The organism is Sedimentibacter sp. LTW-03 (assembly GCF_052059825.1).
In the GTDB taxonomy this organism is placed as follows: Bacteria; Bacillota; Clostridia; order Tissierellales; family Sedimentibacteraceae; genus Sedimentibacter.
The window spans coordinates 1,750,182-1,772,951 of sequence record NZ_CP197180.1 but is presented as its reverse complement, the minus strand read 5'-3'; the positions used below and the strand labels follow the sequence as shown (position 1 = coordinate 1,772,951).

Genomic DNA, 22,770 nt, shown 5'->3' with positions numbered 1-22,770 from the left:
ATATATTATTTAATATATGCAAATATAAAAAATCTGAGACAGTCATTAATTATACTTTTTATTTAGTGCAAATTATGGTATAAATGAATGTAGCTGCATGCAAAGAAAGACATATTAATTAAGGACAACATATGATAGATATAAAATACGATTCGGAAATTATAAAAAATAAAAGAGAAACTATTAAGAAGCAATTGTTTGAGCGCTCAATAAATATAAAAACAGATAATTTTTCAAAAATAGAAGATAATGATTTGTATATATTGTTTGAATTATATGATGAAATATTTTTGTGTTCATGGTTCAAAGATAATTTTAAGGGAAAGATTATACTTAAACTGTCAAAACAGCTGTCACGTGCCGCAGGAAATACAAAGACAAGTAAGTGTATAGCAGAGATGAAGCCGGAGGATATTAAGTTTGAGATAAAAATATCCTTAAACCATTTGGCTAATTTCAATAAAGTTGACAGGATCAAGTATGTAGGAGGTATAGAAGCTGCAAGTGTGCTTGATGGGTTGATGCTTGTTTTTGAACATGAAATTTGCCATGTTATTGAATTCTTAATTTATCACAAATCAAGTTGCAGTAAAAAAACCTTTAAAAATTTAATATTTAATATATTTGGTCATGTTGAATCCACACATAAATTAATAGGCGTTAAAGAGGCTAATATGAGTATTTTTGGTATGAGACCGGGAGATAATGTAAAATTCATGGCAGAAGGCAGGACCTATAATGGCTTTATTCAAAAAATAAACACAAGGGCGACTGTTATGTGTTTTGATGAACGTGGAAGATATATTGATGAATTTGGAAGACGTCTGACAAAATTTTATGTACCTCTGGAGAGTTTGATGAAAGACGATTAAATTAAATACGATAAAATGAAAGGAAATTACATGAGATTAAATTTATTAATAACGGCTATAACACCAGGGCTTGCCCTGGGCCTTATAATTTACTGGTTTGACAGGCATGACAGGGAACCTTTGAGGGTGCTGATGAAAGTGTTTTTTATGGGAGTTGTTTCGGTTGTTCCAACTGTACTCATAGAAAATCTGCTTTCCTCATTCAATTTTTTCCCCGGTATTTTAGGTGCTGCATATACTGCTTTTATAATTGCTGGATTAACCGAAGAATTTATGAAAAGGAAAGTTGTACTTAAGTATGTTTATTATAACCCCGTATTTGATGAGAAGTTGGACGGAATAGTTTATTGTGTAATGTCTGCTCTTGGGTTTGCAACAATAGAAAACATAATGTATGTTGTATTTAGGTTTTCAGATATTGAGTCCATAGGGTTATATAGAGCTGTTTTATCTGTGCCGGCTCATATGCTTTTCGCCATAACTATGGGGTACTACCTGTCTCTTGCCAAGTTTTCTGCAACACCGGAGAACAGCAGATATTATTTTAAGAAATCTCTTACGGTTCCTGTTGTGCTTCATGGAATTTTTGATTTTATTTTGATGTCAGGGATAGATCTTTTGATGTTGCTATTTATTCCGTTCGTAATATATATGTGGGTAACAAATCTCCGAAAGCTGAATGTGTATTACAATGATTCGAAAAACAAGGAGTCTGGAACATCAAACAGTTTTCATCACGACGAATTTCAATGAATTAATAAAGAAGGTAACCCTTTAACCGCAGTCCCATAGGGACATTTTATAAACTGCGGTTAATCGGGCGGTATATTGGCAGACAGTGATTTTCACTGTCTGCCTTTTGCCGTTTTAGGCTACCGATTGTTTTTCTTCTTCTGCCGATTCAGGGTCAGGAATGATTTTTCGCTTTGGATCATTTGGGTCTTTCATATACCCATACGGTTCATTAGTACCTACTCTTGCACCTGTTTCTGCTTTTGCTCTGTTGGCTGCTCTAATTTTACGGCTGCAATCTTTGGCATATAGCTCGTTGATTATATTTTTGAACGGGGTAAAATCATCGTTGCCATACAGGCTATCGATGCCATCAGATATTGAAATAAACCTCACATTATAGTTTGGAAATACGATTTCGGTGTATCGACCTACCTCTAAATATTCTCTGCCAAATTGGCTCATGTCTTTGACTATTATGGTTTCAACCTCATCGTTTTCCACAAGCTCCATCAGTTCTTTAAAGGCTGGTCTGTTGAAATTCGTACCAGAGTAGCCATCATCAGCCATGAATTTAAGGTTTTCAAAACCGTTGTCCTTTATTTTTCTAAAATTAACCTCTGATTTCCTATGCTGTTGGACTCACCTTGACTGCCATCATCTTGGCTTAATCTTGCGTAAAGAATTGTATATTTTTCAGTGGTCTGTTTCATTTTTTACTCCTTTCCGACAAACTGAATACGGTAAACACATCATACCGTAACAGTTTGTACAAGTCTATCGAAAGCCGTTATTTCTTTTTAATATCTTTTTCGTCATCAATTAATCTGATTAACTCTTTGCTCGGCGTTGATGATGGCTCTGCTTGGAAGATGGATTTCACATAAAAGATTTTGCCGTCAATCATCATTCTTCGTTCTGTAAAAAATTCATTTTCATTTCGAGTAACCGCTGTATCCCTGTAAATTATTGTAACGGTATTTCCTTTTTCAAAAACTAAAGGCTTAAATTCAATGAAACTTAGCGTTACAATATACTTTTATATTTTAGTTTGATATAATGGTAATATTAGGATTCAAAAACAATTGCCAAGCTGATATGGCAGTTTGTAGTGGAGGTAGACGATGAATATAACTGTAACAGTTTTATTAAGCATTTTAACAAGTCTTGTAGCTACAATAATATGGGTAATATTTACAAAATTATATGATTTCGAAAGTAGAAAAAATATAGATTATTTACTTGAAATGGCTATAAATTGTTCACGACAATTTGAATATGCTATTAAATACAATGAGTATCAAATAGCTTTAACTCAAGCGGATAGAATTATAGATCTATTAAAAGAAATACGTGAAAATATTAGACCATTTACTTTTCTTTCATTAAAAAAGAAATTTATTTTAACGCTATTATATAACTCTTTATACATTATTGATATTTTTAAGAATTTAACTGTTGGGTATTCTGGGCATCAGGAAGAAATAGCAAGATGTGAACGTTTTGATAGAAAATATCTTTATAATATTCAATTAGATGAAGAATATTCTGTACCATTTTTATCCTTTTCACTTGAAATAATTCAAGATTTAAATCGTAGACTTTCAGTTAAAAAAGCGCTAAGTAACAATTTAAGTATGCGGTATTGTAGCAACAAAAAAGATATTTTAATATCAATGATATTTGCCATTACAACAAAAAGTGAAAGCAAATATTGCAAATTTGACTTAAGAAAAGATATTTTTTCATATAAAGAATATGAAGAATATATTGATAAAAAGGTTTCAGTAGAGAAACCAACCAATGAACAATAAACTTGACGGTCTCTCCTTAAACCTTGAACTTACAAATAAAGAAAAACTAAATTCTCTATTTCCCAAATGTTTTACAGAGTAAACACTTAATATTGCTTGCTAAAAAGATATTCAAGGAGGTCGTTTAGTGAATAATAAAAAAGTAAAAAAATATAAGTACACCGGTTACTGTTGGGCACTTAGTATTATTGGTTTATTTTCTTTTTTGACAACAGGATTTTATATTAATGCTTTAGTAATCAATTCTAATTCACAAAACTGGCTAAGTGTGCTTGTGGGCATATTGTGGGGACTATGCTTCAGCATTTTAACTGCTTTTTTAATAAAATGTAGCGACGATAAACGATATGATAACGCTCAAAAAAGCTTTGTGATAAATTTACATGACTATTATTTAAAGGATTTCCGTCAAGCTTTGAAAAATTATGCTATGTATTATGTAAATGCTTTTAAGCCTAGAAATGAATATCTTCTTTTTAGAGATATTCAAAGTGGTAATCGGATAGATGTTGATGCACTCATCTATAATTTTGCAGCATTACAGCATATAAAAGACAATGTGCCAAAAGCTAAAGGATGGCCATCCAGTCAAGCTGAATGGATTGTGGAGAAATTAAAAGATTTATGCATGGTGACACATACACATTATTACTTACATTATTATTATGAACTTTGTGAAGAATCCAATAAAGTTGTTAGTATTGCAAAGATTGAAAATGAAAAATACGATTACCCCATTTTCTCTGAAGACGAGTTGATGTATTTAGAAAGATATGAGGATGCGGTTTATTATTATAATATGTCTAATGATTTACAGGAAAAAAATCCGCAAAAATTTGATGATTTTAATTTTCAGCACATGTTTCAATGGTTTCGACACATAAATGATCAATTAGCGTTATTTAATATTGATTTAGTCCCTATGCAGTTCTCGCATCCCACTCAAGAAGAAAGAAAAATATTAGATGGAGATAGAAACCATTTTAGGGCTGTTGCGAAATCTGGTGAAGAGGCTGCCGAAAGCATTATCGAAGAATATAAAACGCATAATTTAGGGTAACGTTGGTGTTAGCATAAAGAAACTTTGAAAATGCTAAGGGCGTCCATTTTGGGAACACCCTTTAGTTGTTGATAATTTGTGCCATACAAAAGGATAGAACTATTCGTTACACCCTCAATCCAAGCTACCCACAATTTTGTTAATATCACCATCGCTTTCGCCAGTGATTGCACCGCCGCCTATAATACCAATTTTATTGCCGTTCTCATACATACCCTCAACGTAGCTACCATGGTTTGGTTCATCATTATCTTCAATCCAACCAAATCCGAGAAAGTAAACTTGCTTTTGACCGTTAACAATCCGTGTATCGCCCATTTTCAGTGTACAGGTTTTAGATGGGGTAGGTGGAGGTGGCTTTGTAGCCGTTTGTGTGGGAGGAGTTGGGGTGTTGGTCGATTCTTCTTTTTCTATTGGCTGAGGTGGAGAGGTTTTTGCTAATTGGTTCGATTGTTAGTAGAGATGGGGTGTTATCCCTATATGATACTGCAACCTGCGATACAGGACGAATGTGGGCGTTGGTGTCGATTGTTCTTATTTTGGTACACCTTGCTGTATCAGCAGAGAAGAAGTAAGCAATACGATTGCTAATCCAGTAATTTTAGTCTTTCTCCGTCACCGTATTCTCCTTTCGGCACAAAAAATTTACCACAGTCATTGAGATTTTCTTTCTCAAAACTGTGGCCATTCTTGAAATGTAATTCGTTTGAAAGTTCCACACCAAGTTTAAATCCTTGAATAAAATTTTTTGCATTAACAAGGTGCGCACTTCATTTTACAACCTATCACAACTAAATATTTCTGAATGGGATACTCGATGGTTTTACATCTATCTTTGCAATACCATTTAATTTTAAATAATCGTCAAGCCCTTGTTTTGCAACATTTTCATCCAAAGTAGGGCTAAAACGTATTTCCTCTATGACTCGATTATCGGAATCAGTCAGACCATAGATTGGTATTGTAATATAAGGTATTACTACCTTGCCATTAGTTCTAAAATTCGGATAATAATTTACGATTCCATTATAATTGCAAATCCTTTGATCGGTGATTCTATCATCGCTTTCATATATTTTATTATTTGCCCAAAATTGAGGGATAAACGCATATCTATATTCATGTTCATACTCAAATCCTGTATGTTTTACAAATAATGAAATAAGTCTAATATGCGTAAATACAGTTTTCTTAATAATTTCATCTTTTAGTTTATTATTTACTTTTAGATAGGTTTTACCACTTTTATATATAGAAGAAATCAAGTGTTTTATTGGTTTATACTGCTTTTTATTATTTTTTTCTTCATTGTCGATATAAATAACTTTGCCCATTATGTACGTACCCGGGTTCACAAAACTATTTTTAAACTTATCTTTATCTACTTTTATATTATATCCGTCATCATTAGAATAATTTTTCCACATAGGAAGAGAATCTTTTTCAGTAGTCATAGAAAGAATATATACATCTTTCTTTTCGTTGTTTATTTGTTCTTTTAAACTATTTATGAAAGATTCTTTATAATTAAGCTTTTCCAATACCTTAAAAATATATGATGTTTCACTTGGATCATTTAAAAAATCACTTTTGGTGACCCAAAACTCTTTCTTGTCTAAAATTCCTTTTAGACCTGCTATACTCGTATAATGATACATTTTGTTCTTATCTTCATCAGTCTTATTATTATCATTGTCAGAAATGTTTTTAAAAAAGTTATATAAGAAAGGCGAAAAGTGATTAAATTGAAAAATAGATTCGTTAAATTTTGTTACAGCTTCCCAATAATTTTTCTCAGCATCCTTTTTTAATTCTTCAATGTTTTCAGATTCTAAGTCTATCAAATATTTATATGCCGTGCCAATATAAATATAATCAGATTCCGATGTGGGAGTTATTTTAACTACTTTATTAAAACAACTTTTTGCAAAATCACATTCATCTAAATTCGAAAGAACTATTCCAACTTGCAATAATATATTTGAATCATCTAAATTTTGTACATCTATTTTTTCTAAATGTTCTTTTGCTTTATGTTCATGGTGCAAAAAATATTCACTCATACCTTTTATGTAAAGTTTGTTAGTATCAAAATTTGAAATATCGAGTTTAGATATTTCTTCAAAGAATTTTTGTGCAGTTTTATTATCCAGTCCATTTAATTGCAGCCCTGCATTATATAAAAGATTAATATTACTTACATTTAATTTTAAGATATTTTCGTAGCATTCAATTGCGTCTTTCTTTTTTCCTAAAACTTTTAATGCAAATGCTTTTATAATAAGAATTCTCATTCTTGCCATTGCTTGTATCACTTAAATTTATTATTTTTTGAAAACAACAAATAGCAAAATCATGTTTATTAAGTGATAATAGTCGACAAGCGATAATATTTAGCGAAAAAATGTTATTTATGTCTTTTATATTTTCCTTAATAGCTTTATTAAAATTATCCATACCATCTTTAGGCTTTCCTAAAATCATTGAACATGTTGCTTTTATATATAGTTCTTGAGGGCTATATTTAGGTTTTTGGATGGATACAATTTTTTGATACAATTTTGTTGAATATAATATTTTGTTACAGTCTAAAAAGTCGGCTAAATCATATAAGTTTATTAAATCATTTGTTTGCAATTTAAGTATTTTTTCAATGCATTCTACAGTTTCATTAGGTTTACGCAATATATAAAATAACTTTGTAATACCGCATAAAATTACAATATCAGTAGGATTAAATTTTAATATTTGCGACAGACATTTATATGTCGCTTCATAATCATGTAAAATTGAAAGCTTATTTGCTGCATTATATAGACGTTGGATATTTTTATCTGTTTCTACTATTTCTTTGAAATACTTTATTGCTAATGAGTCTATAAACAAGCAATAGGCAGCATTACCTTTACAATACTTATCTTCAACATTGTTATCTTGTAAGTCCAAAATTTTATTATAATATTCAGAGGCAATATTTTTTTTACTTATCTTTTCTAGTTTAAATGCCATACCATGTAATTTGATTATATCTTCTGTTAGATTTAATACTTTATTAAAGCAGTCAATTGCCTTTGATTGGTAGCCATTATTACATAAATATATCCCAATATCAAATATAATATTTACATTTGTTGTTCCTATTTCCAATATCTTTTTAAAGCATCGAATTGCTTTGGCTGTTTCCCACATCGAATAGATATGACTCATACCTTTATAATACAGTTCATCAACATTATCAAAATTGATTTGTATTTCCGTTATTCTTCTACATATATCTCTTGCTTTATCAATTTCTCCTGAATTGTACAGTTGCATTGCTAATTCAAATACGCCTTTTATATCCGTTTTATCTACATCACTACCGTCCATAACCTCTTCCTCCTAGCACTTGAAATTCATCTAAATATAATTATACATCTATAGACCATATTTTTTCTATCTGAGTTAATGAAAATTTCAATAAAGCATTTTAAATTGGTATTTACAAACTATGTTAGAGCAGCATATATAAAAGAAATTGAAAACTTTTCAATTTAGCATTGTACAACTAAATATTCGATACAGTGCACAAAAAGGAAACAACCTTGAAGTCTGTATGTTGACCTCAAGGTTGTTTTCCGTACTCAGTTTGCGTTTTCTATTTTATCTCTATGGTACTTCCTCTTTAAAGGATTACCTTTTTTAACTTAATTTTGTCCGTTATTAATCATTTTCGTTAGTATTTTCTCGCCTGTTATAGGTAGACTTCGCATATTTATGTTAGTTGCATTGTATACGGCATTTGCGATTGCAGGTGCCGGGGTGTTAATTACAAGTTCACCTATTGACTTTGCACCAAATGGTCCCGTAGGTTCATAGCTGGATTCAAAATCAACTCTTATTTTTCCCACATCCATCCTTGAAGGAATTTTATACTGCATAAATGAGTCATTTAGCATTCTTCCATTTTCGTCATACTTAACATCTTCATACAATGTCATTCCCATTCCTTGGACTATTCCGCCTTCAGCCTGAATTCTAGCAAGGTTTGGGTTTATAACAGTTCCGCAGTCAACTACTCCCACATAGTCAATTATGTCTATTTTACCTGTAAGCTTATCCAGCTCGATTTCAACCAGACCTGCCATAAATGGAGGAGGTGATGTAGGTGAAAAATGAGATCTTGTAGCAGTAAGGTAGGCGTTTGTGCCCACGTAGCTGGCATATCCTATTTCAGCGAGAGATATAGTCTTTCCGGTGCCTGCGCACACTACTTGTTTCCCGTCAAACTCCGCATCCTCAGGCTTGCATCCGAGAAGTCTTGCACCTTCAGATAGTATTTTGTCTCTTAGCACCTCGCATGTTTTAACAACAGCCATTCCCGTAATATAAGTTGTGCTTGAAGCATAGGAGCCTGTGTCGTATGGAGATAAATCAGTGTCAACGCCGTGAACGACAATATTGTCATAATCTGTGTCTAGGCAATCGGCGGCAATTTGTGCCAGAATTGTATCACACCCTGTTCCCATATCGGTGGCCCCTATTAAAAGCGTATAGAAGCCTTCATCATTCAATCGGATCTCAACAGCTCCCACATCACATGATGAAATTCCCGATCCCTGCATTGCAACAGCACAGCCGACAGAACGTACTTTATCATTTCCTATATCTTTAGAGGGAAATTTTTCGTCCCAGTTTATCATTTCTTTAGCTTTTAACATACACTTGTCAAGAGTGCAGCTTTTTAACTCTTCATTATAGTAAGTGGGCATAATTTTGCCTACATTTTTCTGAGTAAGCATGTTGTTCATTCTCAAGACGGTAGGGTCCATATTAAGTTTGGCGGCCAATTCATTAACAGCAGATTCCAAAGCAAAGAAGCCTTGAGTTGCGCCGTATCCTCTGAATGCACCCGCTCCCATGGTGTTTGAGTAAACAACCTCATTTTCAAATTTATACGATGCTGCATTGTATATGGTCATTGCCTTGTGACCGGATAATCCGACAGTTGTCGGGCCGTGATCTCCGTAAGCACCTGCATTCCATAATGAAAACATGTGAATAGCTTTGATTATTCCATTTTCGTCAGCTCCGAGCCTAATCTTCATCTCTGCTTCGTGACGTGGGCTTCCGTTGGTAAAGCTCTCTTTTCGTGAATAAACCATTTTAGCCGGTTTACCTGTTTTCCAAGTTACAATTGCAGGGAAAATTTCGCTTACAATCGTCTGCTTTGCACCGAACCCTCCGCCGATTCTCGGTTTAATAACTCGAATTTTAGATTTTGGAATCTGAAGAGCGTTTGACAGTATACGTCTTACGTGGAACGGTACCTGTGTTGAAGTTATAACAGTAAGTCTTCCGTAGGTGTCAATGCTTGTTTGAGTTCTAAAGGTTTCCATCATAGACTGATTGTTTGCTTTTGTAGTGTATGTCTCTTCAATTATGTGAGCACAGTTTTTAAAATCTTTTTCAACATCTCCCACTTCCATTGCATCAGATGAGCAGATGTTTCTCTTATTGTCAGCACCAACGTCGCATAGAGTTTTAAAGTCGTCTTCAGGATGAACAATGATCTTGTTGTCAATTGCTGTTCTGTAATCCAGCAATGCTTCTAAAACTTCATATTTAACTTTGATTAATCCAAGAGCCTTGTCCACTGATTTTTCATCCAAACCTGCTACTATTGCCACAGGATCTCCGACACATCTCAGCCTTTTATCGAGAATAAGTCTGTCATACGGGCTTGGCTCGGGATAAGTCTGTCCAGCTGTGGTAAATCTTGATTTAGGAACATCCTCATAGGTTAGTATGCACTCGATTCCAGGTACTTTTTTCGCTTTTTCAGTATTTATTTCATTGATAATTGCATGTGAATGAGGGCTCCTCAGAAGTTTTACAACAAGATTGCAACCTTGAGTAACATCATCTGTGTATACCGGTTTGCCTGTTACCAATGCAATGGAATCTTTTTTTCTGACACCTTTATTAACAAACTTCATGAGAGACCTCCCTGTTATTCTTTAGCAACAGAAATTTTCTGACAGCTCTCAGCTGTCCCATATAGCCCGTGCACCTGCACAGATTTCCTTCCAGATATTTTTTGATTTCATCTTCAGTAGGGTTATTCAATTCCTTAACCATTGATAATACGTTCATTATAAACCCCGGGCTGCAAAAACCGCACTGCTCTGCACCTTCATCTGCGAGAAAATTACCAAACTCAGCAGCTTCTTCCTGCAATCCTTCCATAGTGGTAACATGTAGCCCATTAGCACGAACGGCTAAAAATGAACATGAAAGTATTGGCTTGCTTTCAAGTATTACGGTGCACAATCCACAGTTGGAAGTTTCGCATCCTCTCTTTACACTGAGCTGACCTTTAGATCTTAAAAAATCTAAAAGCAGAGTATCAGGTAAAACATCATCTATATATTCTTTATCATTTATCCATAATTTAATCTGCATAATTTCCTCCGTTCAATATTGCTTCAATGCCTCTTTTTGTAAGCACACCTGCAAGAATTTTTCTGTATTCACTGCTTGCACGCATGTTTGTCCCAAAAATAGTTCTGTCCTTAATGTTAGAAATTATTTTATTAATTTCATCACTGTCAGGTGAGCTGCTGAGTTCAAATATATTTAGAGAAGCTTTCATAGGTCTTGCACCGTGCGCCGTAAACCATTTATTTCCTTTTTTTGAAACTGCACAGGTGAGAACAGGAAAATCAGTTGCACTTAATCTGTAGCTAGAATACGAAATTTTTCTTTTGTCTTTTTTTATAATTATGCTTACCAATATATCATTATCCAGAGGCATACCTAAATATTTTTCCAGAGAAACAACACCGCCGCTAAATAACTCAACATAGGTATCTAATACCAATAAAGCCGTCAATATATCTGAAAAGCCGAATCTTGAATAGATGCTTCCTCCGATTGTTGCTAGGTTCCTCATTTGAACTCCTACGATATTTTCTACTGATTTAGTAAGAGAACCGCCGAAATAATTATTTAGGCCTTCGTGAGTTTCTATTTCCCTAAGAGTGCACATGCATCCGATTCTAAAACTATCTTCATCTTCAACGATTGAATTAAGACCCAAAGCTGATAGATCTATTGCAGTACCAATTCTCTTTCTGCCCATCTTAAGCCAAAGCATACCGCCGATAATTGTGTTTCTCCTGTTTTTATTTAACTCGAAAGCCTGTTCCAGACTTTCAGCTACAATATATTTATCAATTGTAAACATGTGGTGCCCCTTTCAATAGCTTAAATATTTTTATATAGTCCTGTCAAATTTTCATATTTAGTATATAATTTTAATACATTTTACCTTAAAATATAATAACAATCAAGAATTATTTGCGAAAATTATTCGTATTATTACGAATAATAATGATTAAAATACACGAGAAATAGGCGAAAAAAAACCGCTCATTTGAGCGGTAAGGTTAACAATATTAATACTTAATAAACTTCGATCCCGGAACTCCACAAATGCTGCATTTATCAGGAATAGACTTTTCAATGTTTCCACAGACAGGACATAGATAGTAAAAAACTTCTTCTGCCTCATCAATCTTTTCCAGAGCTTCCTTATATAATTTAGCATGAACTTTTTCTGCTTCCATTGCTAATTTAAACGTTCCTATAGCTGCCTTGTTTCCTTCTGCTTCTGCAGCCTTTATAAATTCGGGATACATGCTTTCGTATTCATAAGTTTCGCCTGCAACTGCGTCTTGCAGGTTTTCAGTAGTTGTTTTGATTTTGCCTGCAACTTCCAAGTGCTTTTGCGCATGCAGTGCTTCTGCATCTGAAGCTGCTCTGAAAAGTTTAGCTGCGTTTGTTTTACCTTCTTTTTCTGCTTTCTTAGCATATGCTAAATATTTTCTGTTAGCCTGAGATTCTCCTGCAAATCCGTCCATTAAATTTTGTAATGTTTTGTTTTCCATTCTTTAAATCCTCCATGATATTTCATTAATTATTTTACACTTAAAAGACATTGAGGGCATAGACCTTTAAAATATACATTTTTGTTGTCAATTTTGAAACCTTTAAGTTCATTTGATTCTAATGAATCAATGTCAATATTGAAATCATAAATATTTCCGCATGATTCACATTTAAAATGACCGTGATTTCCGGTAGTTATATCATACCTGGTTTCATTATCTTCTATTGTAATGACTCTTACGATACCTGCCTCTGTCAATGAATTTAAAGTGTTGTACACAGTTGTTTTAGATAACGTAGGAACTTCATCATGAAGCCCGTTATAAATTTGGTCCGCAGTCGGATGATTGTGATTTTGCGTTAGGTATTCCAAGATCTTCAATCTTTGATGTGAGAGACGAATTTTATTATCTTTTAATTCATTTAGTAAATCTTTAAATTCCATCTTAATAATACCCTCTTTCTATACCGTAAAATCATTTCAAATTTGCAATGATTACAATATAATAATACAGTTAAATTTTATAAAAGTCAATAGGTAATTTCTAAAATAAAAATAAACATCCTATCCAAAAAATTCCTTGATAAAAATTTTGACTTGATTTATTATTGTTATTGTTTTAAAAATTTATTAATAGGGTATAACTATAAAAAAATTTGTCATAAAGGGGTAATTATGAAATATTAGTTAATATACCGCAAAAACTAATGAACAATATGTAACAATACCAGGCTTGGTTGGATTTAAGGGGGATGAATGGAGCAAGTTAAACTAACTTCAGGAGGTAACATATGAAAAATAATTATGAAAAACGAATTCCGCTTATGAGCCTAACAGTAACCCTTGCTACTTCGGTATTAGTTTATATCCTTAATATCCCCAGTCCAAACGTGGTGCTTCTTACTGTTCTTGTGTATTTCACATTTCTTGGAGGTTATTTATCCGGTACGTTAAGCGGAATTGTGACTATTTTGTTTACAATTTATAAGTTTATGGAACCTAATCAATTATTTTCGTACTCTGATGATAATTTAAAAAGAATAATTGTGTCAGTTATTTTCATACCATTAATGATATTGATAGTTGGGTATATGAAAAAGGATTTATTGGATAAAAATAAAGAATTAGAAAAGGCAAATGAGAATTTAAGAAAATTATCTATAACAGATTCGCTTACATCCATATACAACAGGCGTTATTTTGACGAAGTGCTTACCGATGAACTGAGAAGATCTGAAAGGTTAAATATTCCAATATCTTTGGCAATAATAGATATAGATTTTTTTAAAGAATACAATGATGTTTATGGGCATATTGCTGGAGATAACAGTTTGATAGCAGTTGCGCAGGCTATTATGAAGCAGGTTCAGAGAACCGGTGACTTTGCAGCCAGGTATGGAGGAGATGAGTTTGCGGTTGTATTGCCAAACACAACCTTAGACGGTGCAGCAGTAGTGTGCGAAAGAATATTAAGATCTGTAAGAGACTTGAAAATTACCCATGGAGCAACTAAAGAAGGAATATTGACAATAAGTATGGGAATAGCTGTATGTGATGAATCAAGAATTTACGAGGGTGGAAGTTTAATCAATGATGCGGATCAAGCATTGTACAAAGCAAAGAAAAAAGGAAGAAATCAATATTACTTCTAATTTTATAATATGAAATATCCAGATTTCTGGGCAAACTAAAAAATATGGTACTATTGTAAGAGTACTGTAAAAGTTGCAATTTTGCGGTACTTTTTTATATTTAAAGAACTTAAATAAAAAAGGAATATTTATAAAAAGTATACATCTTACGATAGAATTAATTAAATTATAAATGTATATATGGTAATTTTTGCTACAACAAAAAGTCTGGCTATTACAAGGCCAGACTTTTTGTTACGCCATTGAGTTTTTTGAATTAAAATTTTTCAGCACTCAATTCCAGCAGTTATTTTGAATTTTATTGTAATGAATTATAATTTTTGTCAGAAGACATTCGACTGCTTCTATTCATCACCATGTTTCTGACAATTGGAGTAGTCATTGCTACCGCTGCTGCGGTTAAACCCACTCCAAGCATTAATTTTCCGGGTGTTTTTCTCATTTTCATATTCTCACCTCAACTATATTTTCTGCAGAAAGTTTTTTTATATACGATAATAAGACTTCCATATTTATATTAAATCAAACAGGATTTTACTTTAATAAGTTTTTAAAAAATCTATGTTTAGCCTTGACGAATAATGGCAATAATATTAATAAATTATATTAAAAGGCTGGTGATTTACATGTATGCAATTTTGGCAGTTAAGGTTGAAGAACGTGCGGCTAAAGCACCTCATCTTCAAAAAATCCTTACAGAATACGGATGTATAATAAAAACAAGAGTAGGGTTTCATGAAACGGATCAAGAAAAATGCTCCATGAGCGGAATTATATTGCTTCATTTATTTGGAGACAGAAAAAGCTTTGAAGAGCTGTTTGAAAAGATTAAGGAAGTTGACGGTGTTATACCTAAATTTGTTGAATTCTAAAATATCTAGAATTCTTTTTTTTGGTTAATCCTTAAATTCCCTTAATTTCATAATATTTAAAATTAATACTTAAAAGTGTTTAAAAATTTATTTATAAGTGATATAATACATTAACGCATCATTAAGCGAGTCAGTGTGTTGAAATAAATAGAGAAAGCGGACTATTGCATTAGTGAAGTATGCAGGCTTACACGGACGTGCATAATAAAAAATGTAAACATCTGCGTTTAGAATGGGCGGAATAGGAAATACAGTATGCATACTGAGCTTTCCAAAAAATGTACATGTTTTGCTTTTGTGGTATAATAAATACAACAGATCAAATAAATAACAAGGAGTGATAGAATGCATTGTGTGCAAAAAATCAGTGAAAGTATATATTGGGTGGGAGGAAACGATAGGAGACTTGAGCGCTTTGAAAATATGTTTCCGATACCGAAAGGAGTATCCTATAACTCATATTTAATATTAGATGAAAAAACAGTGTTAATGGATACAGTTGACTTTGCAATAAGCAGATTATTTATCGAAAATATAACTCATGTTCTTGACGGAAGAGACCTAGATTACTTAGTGATAAATCATATGGAGCCTGATCACTGCGCAAGTATTGAAGAATTAGTCAGAATATATCCAAACTTAAAAATTGTCGGAAATAAAAAAACTTTTCAATTTCTGGGACAGTTTTATAATTTTGATTACAGCAATAATACATATGAGGTTAAAGATTGTGATACGCTTAACGTAGGATCACATAAACTAAAGTTTTTTACAGCACCCATGGTTCACTGGCCGGAAGTAATGTTTACCTATGAAGAAACAGAAGGTATTTTGTTTTCAGCTGATGCCTTTGGAACATTTGGAGCTTTGGCAGGTAATATTTTCAGCGATGAGACGGATTTTGATCATTACTATTTGGAGGAAGCAAGGAGATATTATGCAAATATAGTAGGGAAGTATGGTGCGCAGGTTCAAAGCATATTAAAGAAGGTATCATCAAGTCCCATAAATATGATTTGTTCGTTGCACGGACCGGTTTGGAGAAAAAATATCGAATATATACTGGACAAGTACAATAAATGGAGCAAGTACGAACCTGAGAAAAAAGGTGTTGTAATTGTTTACGCTTCAATGTATGGAAACATGGAAAACACTGCAAATGTCATTGCTAATAAGCTTGCACAAAAGGGTGTTCAGGATATCAGGGTATATGACGTTTCTAAAACTCACCCGTCGTACATCGTATCTGATATTTGGAAGTACAGTCATGTAATTTTTGCTTCAGTTACATATAATATGGGATTATATTATGGTATGGAATCGCTGCTGCATGAACTTAAGGCTCTGAACATGCAGAACAGAACAGTGAGTCTTGCAGGAAGCGGTACGTGGTCACCTGCTGCCGTTAAGGTTATGCGGGAGATTTTGGGATGCATGAAAAACGTTGAAATTGCAGGAATACCTTTCGAAATAACATCTTCAATGAAAAAAGATCAGGAGCCGGAACTTGATAAATTTGTTGAAGATATTTACGAAACTTTAATATAAAAAACACAATATCTTGAAAAAATTGAATTAAAATTGAACAGGAGGGAAAAATGAAAATTGAAACTCAGTGCCTTCATGAAGGATATCATCCAAGAAACGGTGAACCAAGGGTTCTGCCTATTTGCCAAAGTACTACATATACATATGATTCTTCCGAACACATAGGTAAACTATTTGATTTGACAGCAGAAGGACATATGTATTCACGCATATCCAACCCGACGGTTGCTGCTGTAGAGGCTAAAATTGCAACACTTGAAGGAGGTATTGGAGCACTATGCACAACATCTGGGCAGGCAGCGTCTCTCCTAAGTCTGTTAAATATTTTAAAAGCAGGGGATCATTTTATAAGCATTTCGTCAATATATGGCGGAACTATAAATTTATTTGCGGTGACGCTGAAGAAGTTTGGAATTGAATGCACGTTTGTAAGCCAGGATTCTGATGATGAAGAAATTCAGAAACAATTCAGAGAAAATACAAAGGCTGTTTTTGGAGAAACTATTGCAAATCCTTCACTTGTGGTTTTTGATATTGAAAGATTTGCAAATATTGCACATAAAAATAATGTACCGCTTATAGTTGATAACACGTTTGCAACGCCATATCTTTGCAGACCGATAGATTTCGGTGCGGATATAGTAATTCATTCAACTACAAAGTACATGGATGGTCACGCGGTTCAAATGGGCGGTGTAATCGTTGATAGCGGAAACTTTAATTGGTCAAACGGTAAGTTTCCTGAATTTACAGAACCTGACGAATCTTATCATGGAGTAGTATATACTGAGAGCTTCGGAAAAGCTGCTTATATAACTAAAGCAAGAGTTCAGTTGATGAGAGATATCGGCGCATACCCGTCCGCAAATGCAGCATTTTTATTAAATTTAGGGCTTGAGACTCTTGCCGTGAGAATGGATAGGCATTGCAGCAATGCATTAAAAGTAGCTGAATATTTAAGCAAGTCTAATAAAATTGAGTTTGTATGTTACCCTGGTTTGAAAAACGACAAATATTATCATCTAGCACAAAAATATGTTCCAAAAGGAAGTTCAGGAGTAATTTCATTATCAATAAAAGGAACGAGAGAAAATGCTGTAAAATTTATTGATTCATTGAAGCTTGCTTCAAATGAAGTTCACGTTGCAGACATACGAACATGCGTACTTCACCCTGCAAGCTCTACACACAGACAGCTTACAGATGCTCAGCTTAAGGCGGCAGGAATAACGCCGGGTCTTGTAAGGCTTTCTGTAGGTATAGAAAATATTGATGATATCATTGAAGATATTGAGCAAGCTCTTGGGCAGGTAGATTAAAAAATGTTTAGACTAGTTTTTCCTGGGTAATAATTTATATGAAATTATTATATGGAGGGTCACAATGACTGTTAAATGGAATGGAACTAATTTATTAAAAACTATCGCTGAGAATGAAAAATCAGCTGCAAATCTATATAGAGCTATAGCTAATGAAGCAAGGATTGGGGAGAAATTTTTCGAGCAATTAGCAAGTGATGAAGAAAGACATGAAAAAATATATAATGCATTATTAAATAAATTTCAGGAAAATATTGAAATCGAGATTGAACAAAGTGATGCAGAGTATGTTGATATGCTTATTGAAAGCAATTCCTTGTTTGATGAAGAACTTATTGAAAATGCGAGAAAAATATATACTAAGAGTCAGATATTCGATATTGCCGAAAAGGCTGAAAGAGATGCCGTTTTATTTGTAAGTGAGTTGCAGAGGCTGTATCCTGATATGGCTTCAGATGAAGTAGCAATAATTTTAAATGAAGAAAGAAAGCATCTGAAAAAAGTTTTAGAAAGAAAAAAGGAAAGCCAGCCTATGTTTGGCAGAGGAATGTAGCAAGTTAAAGTATGAATATGCAATTAATCAGAAAGCATCTTTTAAGGTGCTTTCTGGTTGTTAACTTATTTATTTGTATTATATTTTTTCTGCAAGGTCATTTTTATACGGCATATTGGAATATTTATATTTTGCCCTTAACGCAGAGAAAATTTTCTTACAATCTGCATCTGTAATTTTGTTTGCAACTAAATTTAATTCTGCGATTTTACTTATTTCGCTGTTCTTATTCTGAAGAACAGTGCTTATATGCCATGGTGTTTCCAGAAGCATCCTTTTATCATATTCAAATTTTTCGGCATTTTTATATTTTGTATCGCTGAAATCCAAGTCTTCAATATCTTTAATAAGTAATGGAACTTCCTTTTCTTCAAGAACAATTCTTACTAATTTCTTTTGCTTTTCTGAACCGCTTATTTCTTTCATTTATTTAAAAGTCTCCTTAAAGTTTTGTTTATTGGCTAATTATACTATTAAAAATTGTAAAAATGCAAATAATTATTTTGCAGTAAAACTAAATTGATAATGATTATTTAAAGTGTTATGATAATATGAAAACTTCACTAGATATTTTTTATATATTTTATAAAAATTAAGGTTAGATTAAGGTAGTTTATGGTAACATAGTACGTTGCGCATATATTTTACGGTAATTGGTTTCTTAAACCTAACAATATGATAAATGACGGGAGTGATATTTTGAAAAAATTAGTTCCTTTTATGAAAAAATATACGAGTTATGCAGTGTTATGCCCTATTTTGATGATAACAGAAGTAGTTGCTGATATTTTAATACCGTATCTAATGTCACTGATAGTTGATGTGGGAATTGCCAACCGGGATGTAGGCTATGTGGTAAAAATAGGCGGCATTATGATTTTGGCTGCTTTGATTGGGATGATATTGGGAGTTATAAGTTCATATTTCGGGGCGACAGCCGGATACGGGTTTGCTGCCGAGATAAGAAAAGCTGTATTTAAAAAAGTTCAGGACTTTTCGTTTACTAATCTTGACAACTTTTCTGTTTCGTCCTTGATTACAAGATTGACAAATGACTGCAATACACTTGGGCAGGTAGCTATGATGAGTCTTCGAATGGCCGTAAGAGCGCCGTTTTTGATGATATTTGCACTTATTATGGCTTTTAGAATCAATGCGCGGCTGGCAAGTGTATTTATGGTTTCCATACCGCTGACGGTTATTTTGCTGGGTATAATTATGACTAAGGCAAGACCGCTGTTTATAAAAATGCAGTCACGTGTTGACAAGGTTAATGCAATAATTCAGGAAAATTTAATAGGTATAAGGGTAGTTAAATCATTTAACAGGCAAAAGCATGAAGAACAAAGGTTTGAGGAAAGGAATGATTTGCTCAGAGATACCGCATTAAAAGCAATATCCATCGTTATTTTCCTTATGCCTGTGTTGACAGTTGTAACATATGCAACAATTATAGCAGTTTTGTGGTTTGGCGGCAAGCAAGTGGTTGCAGGAACCATGGGAAGCGGAGAATTGGTTTCTTTTATTACGTACATCACTCAAATATTAATGTCTTTGATGATGCTTTCGTTCTTTTTTATGCAGTTCTTGCGAGGCGCGGCTTCTGCTTCCAGAATTGTTGAGGTTCTAGAGACGGAATCAGAAATAAAAGAAGAACCTGATCCTGTTACGGAAGTTAAAGATGGTTCCATAAGCTTTGAAAATTTAAGCTTTGCATATCCATTAAGTTCAGACAAAGCATTAAAGAATATAAACCTTGAGATTAACTCCGGAGAAATTATAGGAATAATAGGCTCAACTGGTTCGGCAAAATCAACACTTGTTCAGTTGATTCCAAGGCTGTATGATGCAACCGAAGGAGTTGTAAAGGTAAGTGGGGTTAATGTAAAGAATTACAGCCTTAATACACTGAGAGATAAGGTTGCATTTGTGCTTCAAAAAAATGTTCTGTTTACCGGAACTATACGAGAAAACATGCAATGGGGAAATGAAAATGCTGATGATGAGCAGATTATCACTGCATTGAAGCACTCTCATGCATGGGAATTTGTATCAAATTATGAAGATGTGTTAGACCACAAGGTCGAGCAGGGAGGCGACAATTTTTCGGGTGGACAGAAGCAAAGGCTTACAATTGCCAGGGCACTGATTAAGTCCCCGAAAATCATAATACTTGATGATTCAACAAGTGCAGTTGATATGACAACAGATGCAAAGATTCAAAAGGCATTTAAGGAAAATCTCAGCAATGTTACAACAATAATTATAGCACAGAGGATTTCTTCAATACAGCGTGCCGATAGAATACTCGTAATGAATGAAGGGAAATTAGAGTCTGTGGGAAGCCATGAAGAATTGATGAAAAACTCTCCTATATACAAAGAAATTTATGAATCTCAGCAGAAAGGGGTGGTTGGACAATGAAAAAAGTGAAGAATGAGGATCAAAATTATCCTAATGGAAAAAGTGCGGGTATGAAAGCTCCGAGACAGCTTCGTCCAAGAGATCCAAAAAAGACACTAATAAGACTGTTCAGCTATTTCAAATTCAACAAACTGTTGTTTTTCAGCGGGATATTTTTTATAGTGCTGGGATCAATTGCGGAGATAGGAATTAACGGAATGCTTAGCCCTGTAATTGATACACTGGTGGGAGATTTCAACAGAGAAAAGTTCATAACATATATTGCAATAATGATTGTAATGGTTTTAGTTGTTGCTTTTTCACAATATGTTGGGAATTTGTTTATGGCACGCTTGGCGCAGAAAACAGTGCATAAAATTCGTGAGAACATGTTTGAGCATATGGAAAAGCTTCCTATATCATATTTTGACGGCCACACACACGGAGAAATGATGTCTACATTTACAAATGATGTTGACATGCTGAACCAATCTCTGGAACAAAGTGCATCTCAAGTTTTGATTTCAATTATAACAGTTATAGGAACATTTATTATGATGATGGTTTTGAGCCCTGTTATGGCGTTGACAGTAGTAATTATTCTTGGGATAATGCTGGTCGTTATAAAAAATATAGGGAAAATATCTTCAAAGAACTTTCGCAGTCAGCAGGCTGCTTTGGCAGAGATGAACGGGTATATCGAAGAAATGATGTCGGGACAAAAAGTTGTTAAGGTATTTAACTATGAAGAAAGAGCAATAAATGATTTCAATGAAAGAAACGAGAATTTAAGAACCGCAAGCACTCGTGCATCAACGTTCGGTGTAATGATAATGCCTATAATGGGCAACCTGTCTTATGCTATGTATGCGGTTGTATCAATACTTGGTGCATACTTGGTAATGGTCAGCAGATTCAGTATAGGCAATATGGCTTCTTTCTTGCAGTATACGAGGACTATATCACGTCCTATAACCCAAGTTTCAAATCAGCTGAATACATTATTTGCTGCATTGGCAGGTGCTGAAAGAATATTTAATGTGCTGGATGAAGAAATAGAATTAAATGACGGCGATGTAAAATTAGTTGAAAAATGTGATGGAAAAAAAGATTTGTGCTGGAAAGTGCCAGCGAAAAACGGAGAATATGAACTGGTTTCACTGAAAGGAAATGTAACCTTTAAAGATGTGGACTTTGGGTATGTGCCTGAAAAACAGGTCTTGAATAAAATTAATCTTTATGCTAAACCGGGTCAGAAAATAGCATTTGTAGGTTCAACCGGAGCAGGCAAGACTACCATAACAAATCTCATAAACCGATTTTATGAAATAGATAATGGTAAAATTTTATTTGACGGAATCGATATTAAACGAATTAATAAATTTGATCTCAGGAGTACCATGAGCATAGTGTTGCAGGACGTACATTTATTTGAAGGAACTGTTGCGGAGAATATAAGATACGGAAGACTTGATGCTTCCGATGAAGATGTAATTGCAGCAGCTAAGCTGGCAAATGCACATTACTTTATAAAGCATTTGCCTAATGGGTATGAAACTCTACTGACAGCGGACGGCCAAAACCTTTCACAGGGAGAGAGACAGCTTCTTTCAATAGCAAGAGCTGCTATAGCAGATCCTGCAATCCTCATACTGGATGAAGCCACATCTTCAGTTGATACAAGAACGGAAAAGCTGATATCTGAGGGTATGGATAAGCTTATGAATGGAAGAACTACTTTTGTTATAGCTCATAGGTTGTCAACGGTTCGTGATTCAAATGCAATAATGGTTCTTGAAAATGGTAAAATTATTGAACGTGGAGATCATGAAGACTTAATGAAACAAAAAGGGCGATACTACGAACTTAACATGGGAGTTACAGAACTGGAATAGCAAATAAGGAAGGCATATAACTGCCTTCTTTTTTTTATATTAATAAATTATTAAAAGTAGTCATATATACATATGGATAAATATATATTGTTTATAGGGAGTATTATATATTAGAGG

General features: G+C 33.6%; 22 protein-coding genes. 11 read left to right on the top strand and 11 right to left on the bottom strand.

Annotation, left to right across the window (positions count from 1 at the left end; genetic code table 11):
* Positions 1–131: 131 nt before the first annotated feature.
* Both ACS3UD_RS08885 and ACS3UD_RS08880 read left to right on the top strand, forming a co-directional pair.
* Complete coding sequence (locus ACS3UD_RS08885) at positions 132–872, top strand: hypothetical protein (RefSeq protein ID WP_308139959.1); 741 nt, start codon at positions 132–134, stop codon at positions 870–872.
* Between the two features lie 30 nt (positions 873–902).
* Entirely contained in the window at positions 903–1,625 is a 723-nt protein-coding gene (locus tag ACS3UD_RS08880; protein ID WP_308140098.1) for a PrsW family intramembrane metalloprotease, read from the top strand.
* A gap of 114 nt (positions 1,626–1,739) precedes the next feature.
* Here ACS3UD_RS08880 and ACS3UD_RS08875 read toward each other — a convergent pair whose 3' ends face one another.
* Positions 1,740–2,174, bottom strand: a complete 435-nt coding sequence (locus ACS3UD_RS08875) for a recombinase family protein (RefSeq protein ID WP_308139960.1) — start codon at positions 2,172–2,174, stop codon at positions 1,740–1,742.
* Positions 2,175–2,728: 554 nt separating this feature from the next.
* On the opposite strand from ACS3UD_RS08875, the gene ACS3UD_RS08870 reads away from it, so the two are divergent.
* Together ACS3UD_RS08870 and ACS3UD_RS08865 are read left to right on the top strand one after the other, a co-directional pair.
* Positions 2,729–3,418: a hypothetical protein gene (locus ACS3UD_RS08870; protein ID WP_308139961.1), complete on the top strand. Its 690-nt coding sequence runs from the start codon at positions 2,729–2,731 to the stop codon at positions 3,416–3,418.
* Positions 3,419–3,545: 127 nt separating this feature from the next.
* Complete coding sequence (locus ACS3UD_RS08865) at positions 3,546–4,478, top strand: hypothetical protein (protein ID WP_308139962.1); 933 nt, start codon at positions 3,546–3,548, stop codon at positions 4,476–4,478.
* 114 nt (positions 4,479–4,592) lie between these two features.
* Here ACS3UD_RS08865 and ACS3UD_RS08860 read toward each other — a convergent pair whose 3' ends face one another.
* From ACS3UD_RS08860 to ACS3UD_RS08825, 8 genes are all read right to left on the bottom strand, one after another.
* On the bottom strand, positions 4,593–4,892 hold the full coding sequence (locus ACS3UD_RS08860; protein ID WP_308140099.1) for a DUF6550 family protein: 300 nt from the start codon (positions 4,890–4,892) through the stop codon (positions 4,593–4,595).
* A 377-nt stretch (positions 4,893–5,269) separates the two neighbouring features.
* Positions 5,270–6,781: a DUF2971 domain-containing protein gene (locus ACS3UD_RS08855; protein ID WP_308139964.1), complete on the bottom strand. Its 1,512-nt coding sequence runs from the start codon at positions 6,779–6,781 to the stop codon at positions 5,270–5,272.
* Positions 6,708–7,847, bottom strand: a complete 1,140-nt coding sequence (locus ACS3UD_RS08850) for a tetratricopeptide repeat protein (RefSeq protein WP_308139965.1) — start codon at positions 7,845–7,847, stop codon at positions 6,708–6,710. The genes ACS3UD_RS08855 and ACS3UD_RS08850 overlap by 74 nt, the downstream gene beginning before the upstream one ends.
* Positions 7,848–8,164: 317 nt before the next feature.
* The gene (locus tag ACS3UD_RS08845) at positions 8,165–10,456 is read right to left on the bottom strand and encodes a xanthine dehydrogenase family protein molybdopterin-binding subunit (protein ID WP_308139966.1); all 2,292 of its coding nucleotides are present in this window, start codon (positions 10,454–10,456) and stop codon (positions 8,165–8,167) included.
* Positions 10,443–10,922 (bottom strand): (2Fe-2S)-binding protein, encoded by a 480-nt coding sequence (locus tag ACS3UD_RS08840; protein ID WP_308139967.1) that lies wholly within the window; start codon positions 10,920–10,922, stop codon positions 10,443–10,445. The genes ACS3UD_RS08845 and ACS3UD_RS08840 overlap by 14 nt, the downstream gene beginning before the upstream one ends.
* Positions 10,912–11,706 carry an FAD binding domain-containing protein gene (locus tag ACS3UD_RS08835; RefSeq protein WP_308139968.1) on the bottom strand — a complete coding sequence of 265 codons (795 nt, stop codon included), beginning with the start codon at positions 11,704–11,706 and terminating at the stop codon, positions 10,912–10,914. The genes ACS3UD_RS08840 and ACS3UD_RS08835 overlap by 11 nt, the downstream gene beginning before the upstream one ends.
* A gap of 211 nt (positions 11,707–11,917) precedes the next feature.
* On the bottom strand, positions 11,918–12,409 hold the full coding sequence (locus ACS3UD_RS08830) for a rubrerythrin family protein (protein WP_308139969.1): 492 nt from the start codon (positions 12,407–12,409) through the stop codon (positions 11,918–11,920).
* 29 nt (positions 12,410–12,438) lie between these two features.
* The gene (locus tag ACS3UD_RS08825) at positions 12,439–12,855 is read right to left on the bottom strand and encodes a Fur family transcriptional regulator (protein ID WP_308139970.1); all 417 of its coding nucleotides are present in this window, start codon (positions 12,853–12,855) and stop codon (positions 12,439–12,441) included.
* Positions 12,856–13,202: 347 nt separating this feature from the next.
* On the opposite strand from ACS3UD_RS08825, the gene ACS3UD_RS08820 reads away from it, so the two are divergent.
* Complete coding sequence (locus ACS3UD_RS08820) at positions 13,203–14,063, top strand: GGDEF domain-containing protein (protein ID WP_308139971.1); 861 nt, start codon at positions 13,203–13,205, stop codon at positions 14,061–14,063.
* A gap of 298 nt (positions 14,064–14,361) precedes the next feature.
* On the opposite strand, the gene ACS3UD_RS08815 is transcribed toward ACS3UD_RS08820, so the two are convergent.
* Positions 14,362–14,505, bottom strand: a complete 144-nt coding sequence (locus ACS3UD_RS08815) for a hypothetical protein (RefSeq protein ID WP_308139972.1) — start codon at positions 14,503–14,505, stop codon at positions 14,362–14,364.
* 184 nt (positions 14,506–14,689) lie between these two features.
* On the opposite strand from ACS3UD_RS08815, the gene ACS3UD_RS08810 reads away from it, so the two are divergent.
* The 4 genes from ACS3UD_RS08810 (at position 14,690) to ACS3UD_RS08795 (ending at position 18,355) form a co-directional block, all read left to right on the top strand.
* A complete protein-coding gene (locus ACS3UD_RS08810; RefSeq protein ID WP_440977755.1) occupies positions 14,690–14,935 on the top strand; it encodes a hypothetical protein in 246 nt (81 codons plus the stop codon).
* Positions 14,936–15,280: 345 nt separating this feature from the next.
* Entirely contained in the window at positions 15,281–16,483 is a 1,203-nt protein-coding gene (locus ACS3UD_RS08805; RefSeq protein ID WP_308139974.1) for an FprA family A-type flavoprotein, read from the top strand.
* Between the two features lie 50 nt (positions 16,484–16,533).
* A complete protein-coding gene (locus ACS3UD_RS08800) occupies positions 16,534–17,802 on the top strand; it encodes an O-acetylhomoserine aminocarboxypropyltransferase/cysteine synthase family protein (RefSeq protein WP_308139975.1) in 1,269 nt (422 codons plus the stop codon).
* A 64-nt stretch (positions 17,803–17,866) separates the two neighbouring features.
* Positions 17,867–18,355 carry a ferritin family protein gene (locus ACS3UD_RS08795; protein ID WP_308139976.1) on the top strand — a complete coding sequence of 163 codons (489 nt, stop codon included), beginning with the start codon at positions 17,867–17,869 and terminating at the stop codon, positions 18,353–18,355.
* Positions 18,356–18,433: 78 nt separating this feature from the next.
* On the opposite strand, the gene ACS3UD_RS08790 is transcribed toward ACS3UD_RS08795, so the two are convergent.
* Complete coding sequence (locus ACS3UD_RS08790; RefSeq protein ID WP_308139977.1) at positions 18,434–18,781, bottom strand: hypothetical protein; 348 nt, start codon at positions 18,779–18,781, stop codon at positions 18,434–18,436.
* A gap of 273 nt (positions 18,782–19,054) precedes the next feature.
* Here ACS3UD_RS08790 and ACS3UD_RS08785 point away from each other — a divergent pair, with 273 nt between their 5' ends.
* Entirely contained in the window at positions 19,055–20,779 is a 1,725-nt protein-coding gene (locus ACS3UD_RS08785; protein WP_308139978.1) for an ABC transporter ATP-binding protein, read from the top strand.
* Positions 20,776–22,653: an ABC transporter ATP-binding protein gene (locus ACS3UD_RS08780; protein ID WP_308139979.1), complete on the top strand. Its 1,878-nt coding sequence runs from the start codon at positions 20,776–20,778 to the stop codon at positions 22,651–22,653. The genes ACS3UD_RS08785 and ACS3UD_RS08780 overlap by 4 nt, the downstream gene beginning before the upstream one ends.
* Positions 22,654–22,770 lie beyond the last annotated feature (117 nt).

Bases quoted from the DNA above. Each gene is read 5' to 3' on its own strand.
- ACS3UD_RS08870 (WP_308139961.1), top strand. From the start codon at position 2,729: ATGAATATAACTGTAACAGTTTTATTAAGCATTTTAACAAGTCTTGTA.
- ACS3UD_RS08835 (WP_308139968.1), bottom strand. From the start codon at position 11,706: ATGTTTACAATTGATAAATATATTGTAGCTGAAAGTCTGGAACAGGCT.
- ACS3UD_RS08885 (WP_308139959.1), top strand. From the start codon at position 132: ATGATAGATATAAAATACGATTCGGAAATTATAAAAAATAAAAGAGAA.
- ACS3UD_RS08820 (WP_308139971.1), top strand. From the start codon at position 13,203: ATGAAAAATAATTATGAAAAACGAATTCCGCTTATGAGCCTAACAGTA.
- ACS3UD_RS08855 (WP_308139964.1), bottom strand. From the start codon at position 6,781: ATGGCAAGAATGAGAATTCTTATTATAAAAGCATTTGCATTAAAAGTT.
- ACS3UD_RS08875 (WP_308139960.1), bottom strand. From the start codon at position 2,174: ATGGCTGATGATGGCTACTCTGGTACGAATTTCAACAGACCAGCCTTT.
- ACS3UD_RS08795 (WP_308139976.1), top strand. From the start codon at position 17,867: ATGACTGTTAAATGGAATGGAACTAATTTATTAAAAACTATCGCTGAG.
- ACS3UD_RS08810 (WP_440977755.1), top strand. From the start codon at position 14,690: ATGTATGCAATTTTGGCAGTTAAGGTTGAAGAACGTGCGGCTAAAGCA.
- ACS3UD_RS08840 (WP_308139967.1), bottom strand. From the start codon at position 10,922: ATGCAGATTAAATTATGGATAAATGATAAAGAATATATAGATGATGTT.
- ACS3UD_RS08880 (WP_308140098.1), top strand. From the start codon at position 903: ATGAGATTAAATTTATTAATAACGGCTATAACACCAGGGCTTGCCCTG.
- ACS3UD_RS08825 (WP_308139970.1), bottom strand. From the start codon at position 12,855: ATGGAATTTAAAGATTTACTAAATGAATTAAAAGATAATAAAATTCGT.
- ACS3UD_RS08815 (WP_308139972.1), bottom strand. From the start codon at position 14,505: ATGAGAAAAACACCCGGAAAATTAATGCTTGGAGTGGGTTTAACCGCA.
- ACS3UD_RS08850 (WP_308139965.1), bottom strand. From the start codon at position 7,847: ATGGACGGTAGTGATGTAGATAAAACGGATATAAAAGGCGTATTTGAA.
- ACS3UD_RS08790 (WP_308139977.1), bottom strand. From the start codon at position 18,781: ATGAAAGAAATAAGCGGTTCAGAAAAGCAAAAGAAATTAGTAAGAATT.
- ACS3UD_RS08805 (WP_308139974.1), top strand. From the start codon at position 15,281: ATGCATTGTGTGCAAAAAATCAGTGAAAGTATATATTGGGTGGGAGGA.
- ACS3UD_RS08780 (WP_308139979.1), top strand. From the start codon at position 20,776: ATGAAAAAAGTGAAGAATGAGGATCAAAATTATCCTAATGGAAAAAGT.
- ACS3UD_RS08845 (WP_308139966.1), bottom strand. From the start codon at position 10,456: ATGAAGTTTGTTAATAAAGGTGTCAGAAAAAAAGATTCCATTGCATTG.
- ACS3UD_RS08830 (WP_308139969.1), bottom strand. From the start codon at position 12,409: ATGGAAAACAAAACATTACAAAATTTAATGGACGGATTTGCAGGAGAA.
- ACS3UD_RS08800 (WP_308139975.1), top strand. From the start codon at position 16,534: ATGAAAATTGAAACTCAGTGCCTTCATGAAGGATATCATCCAAGAAAC.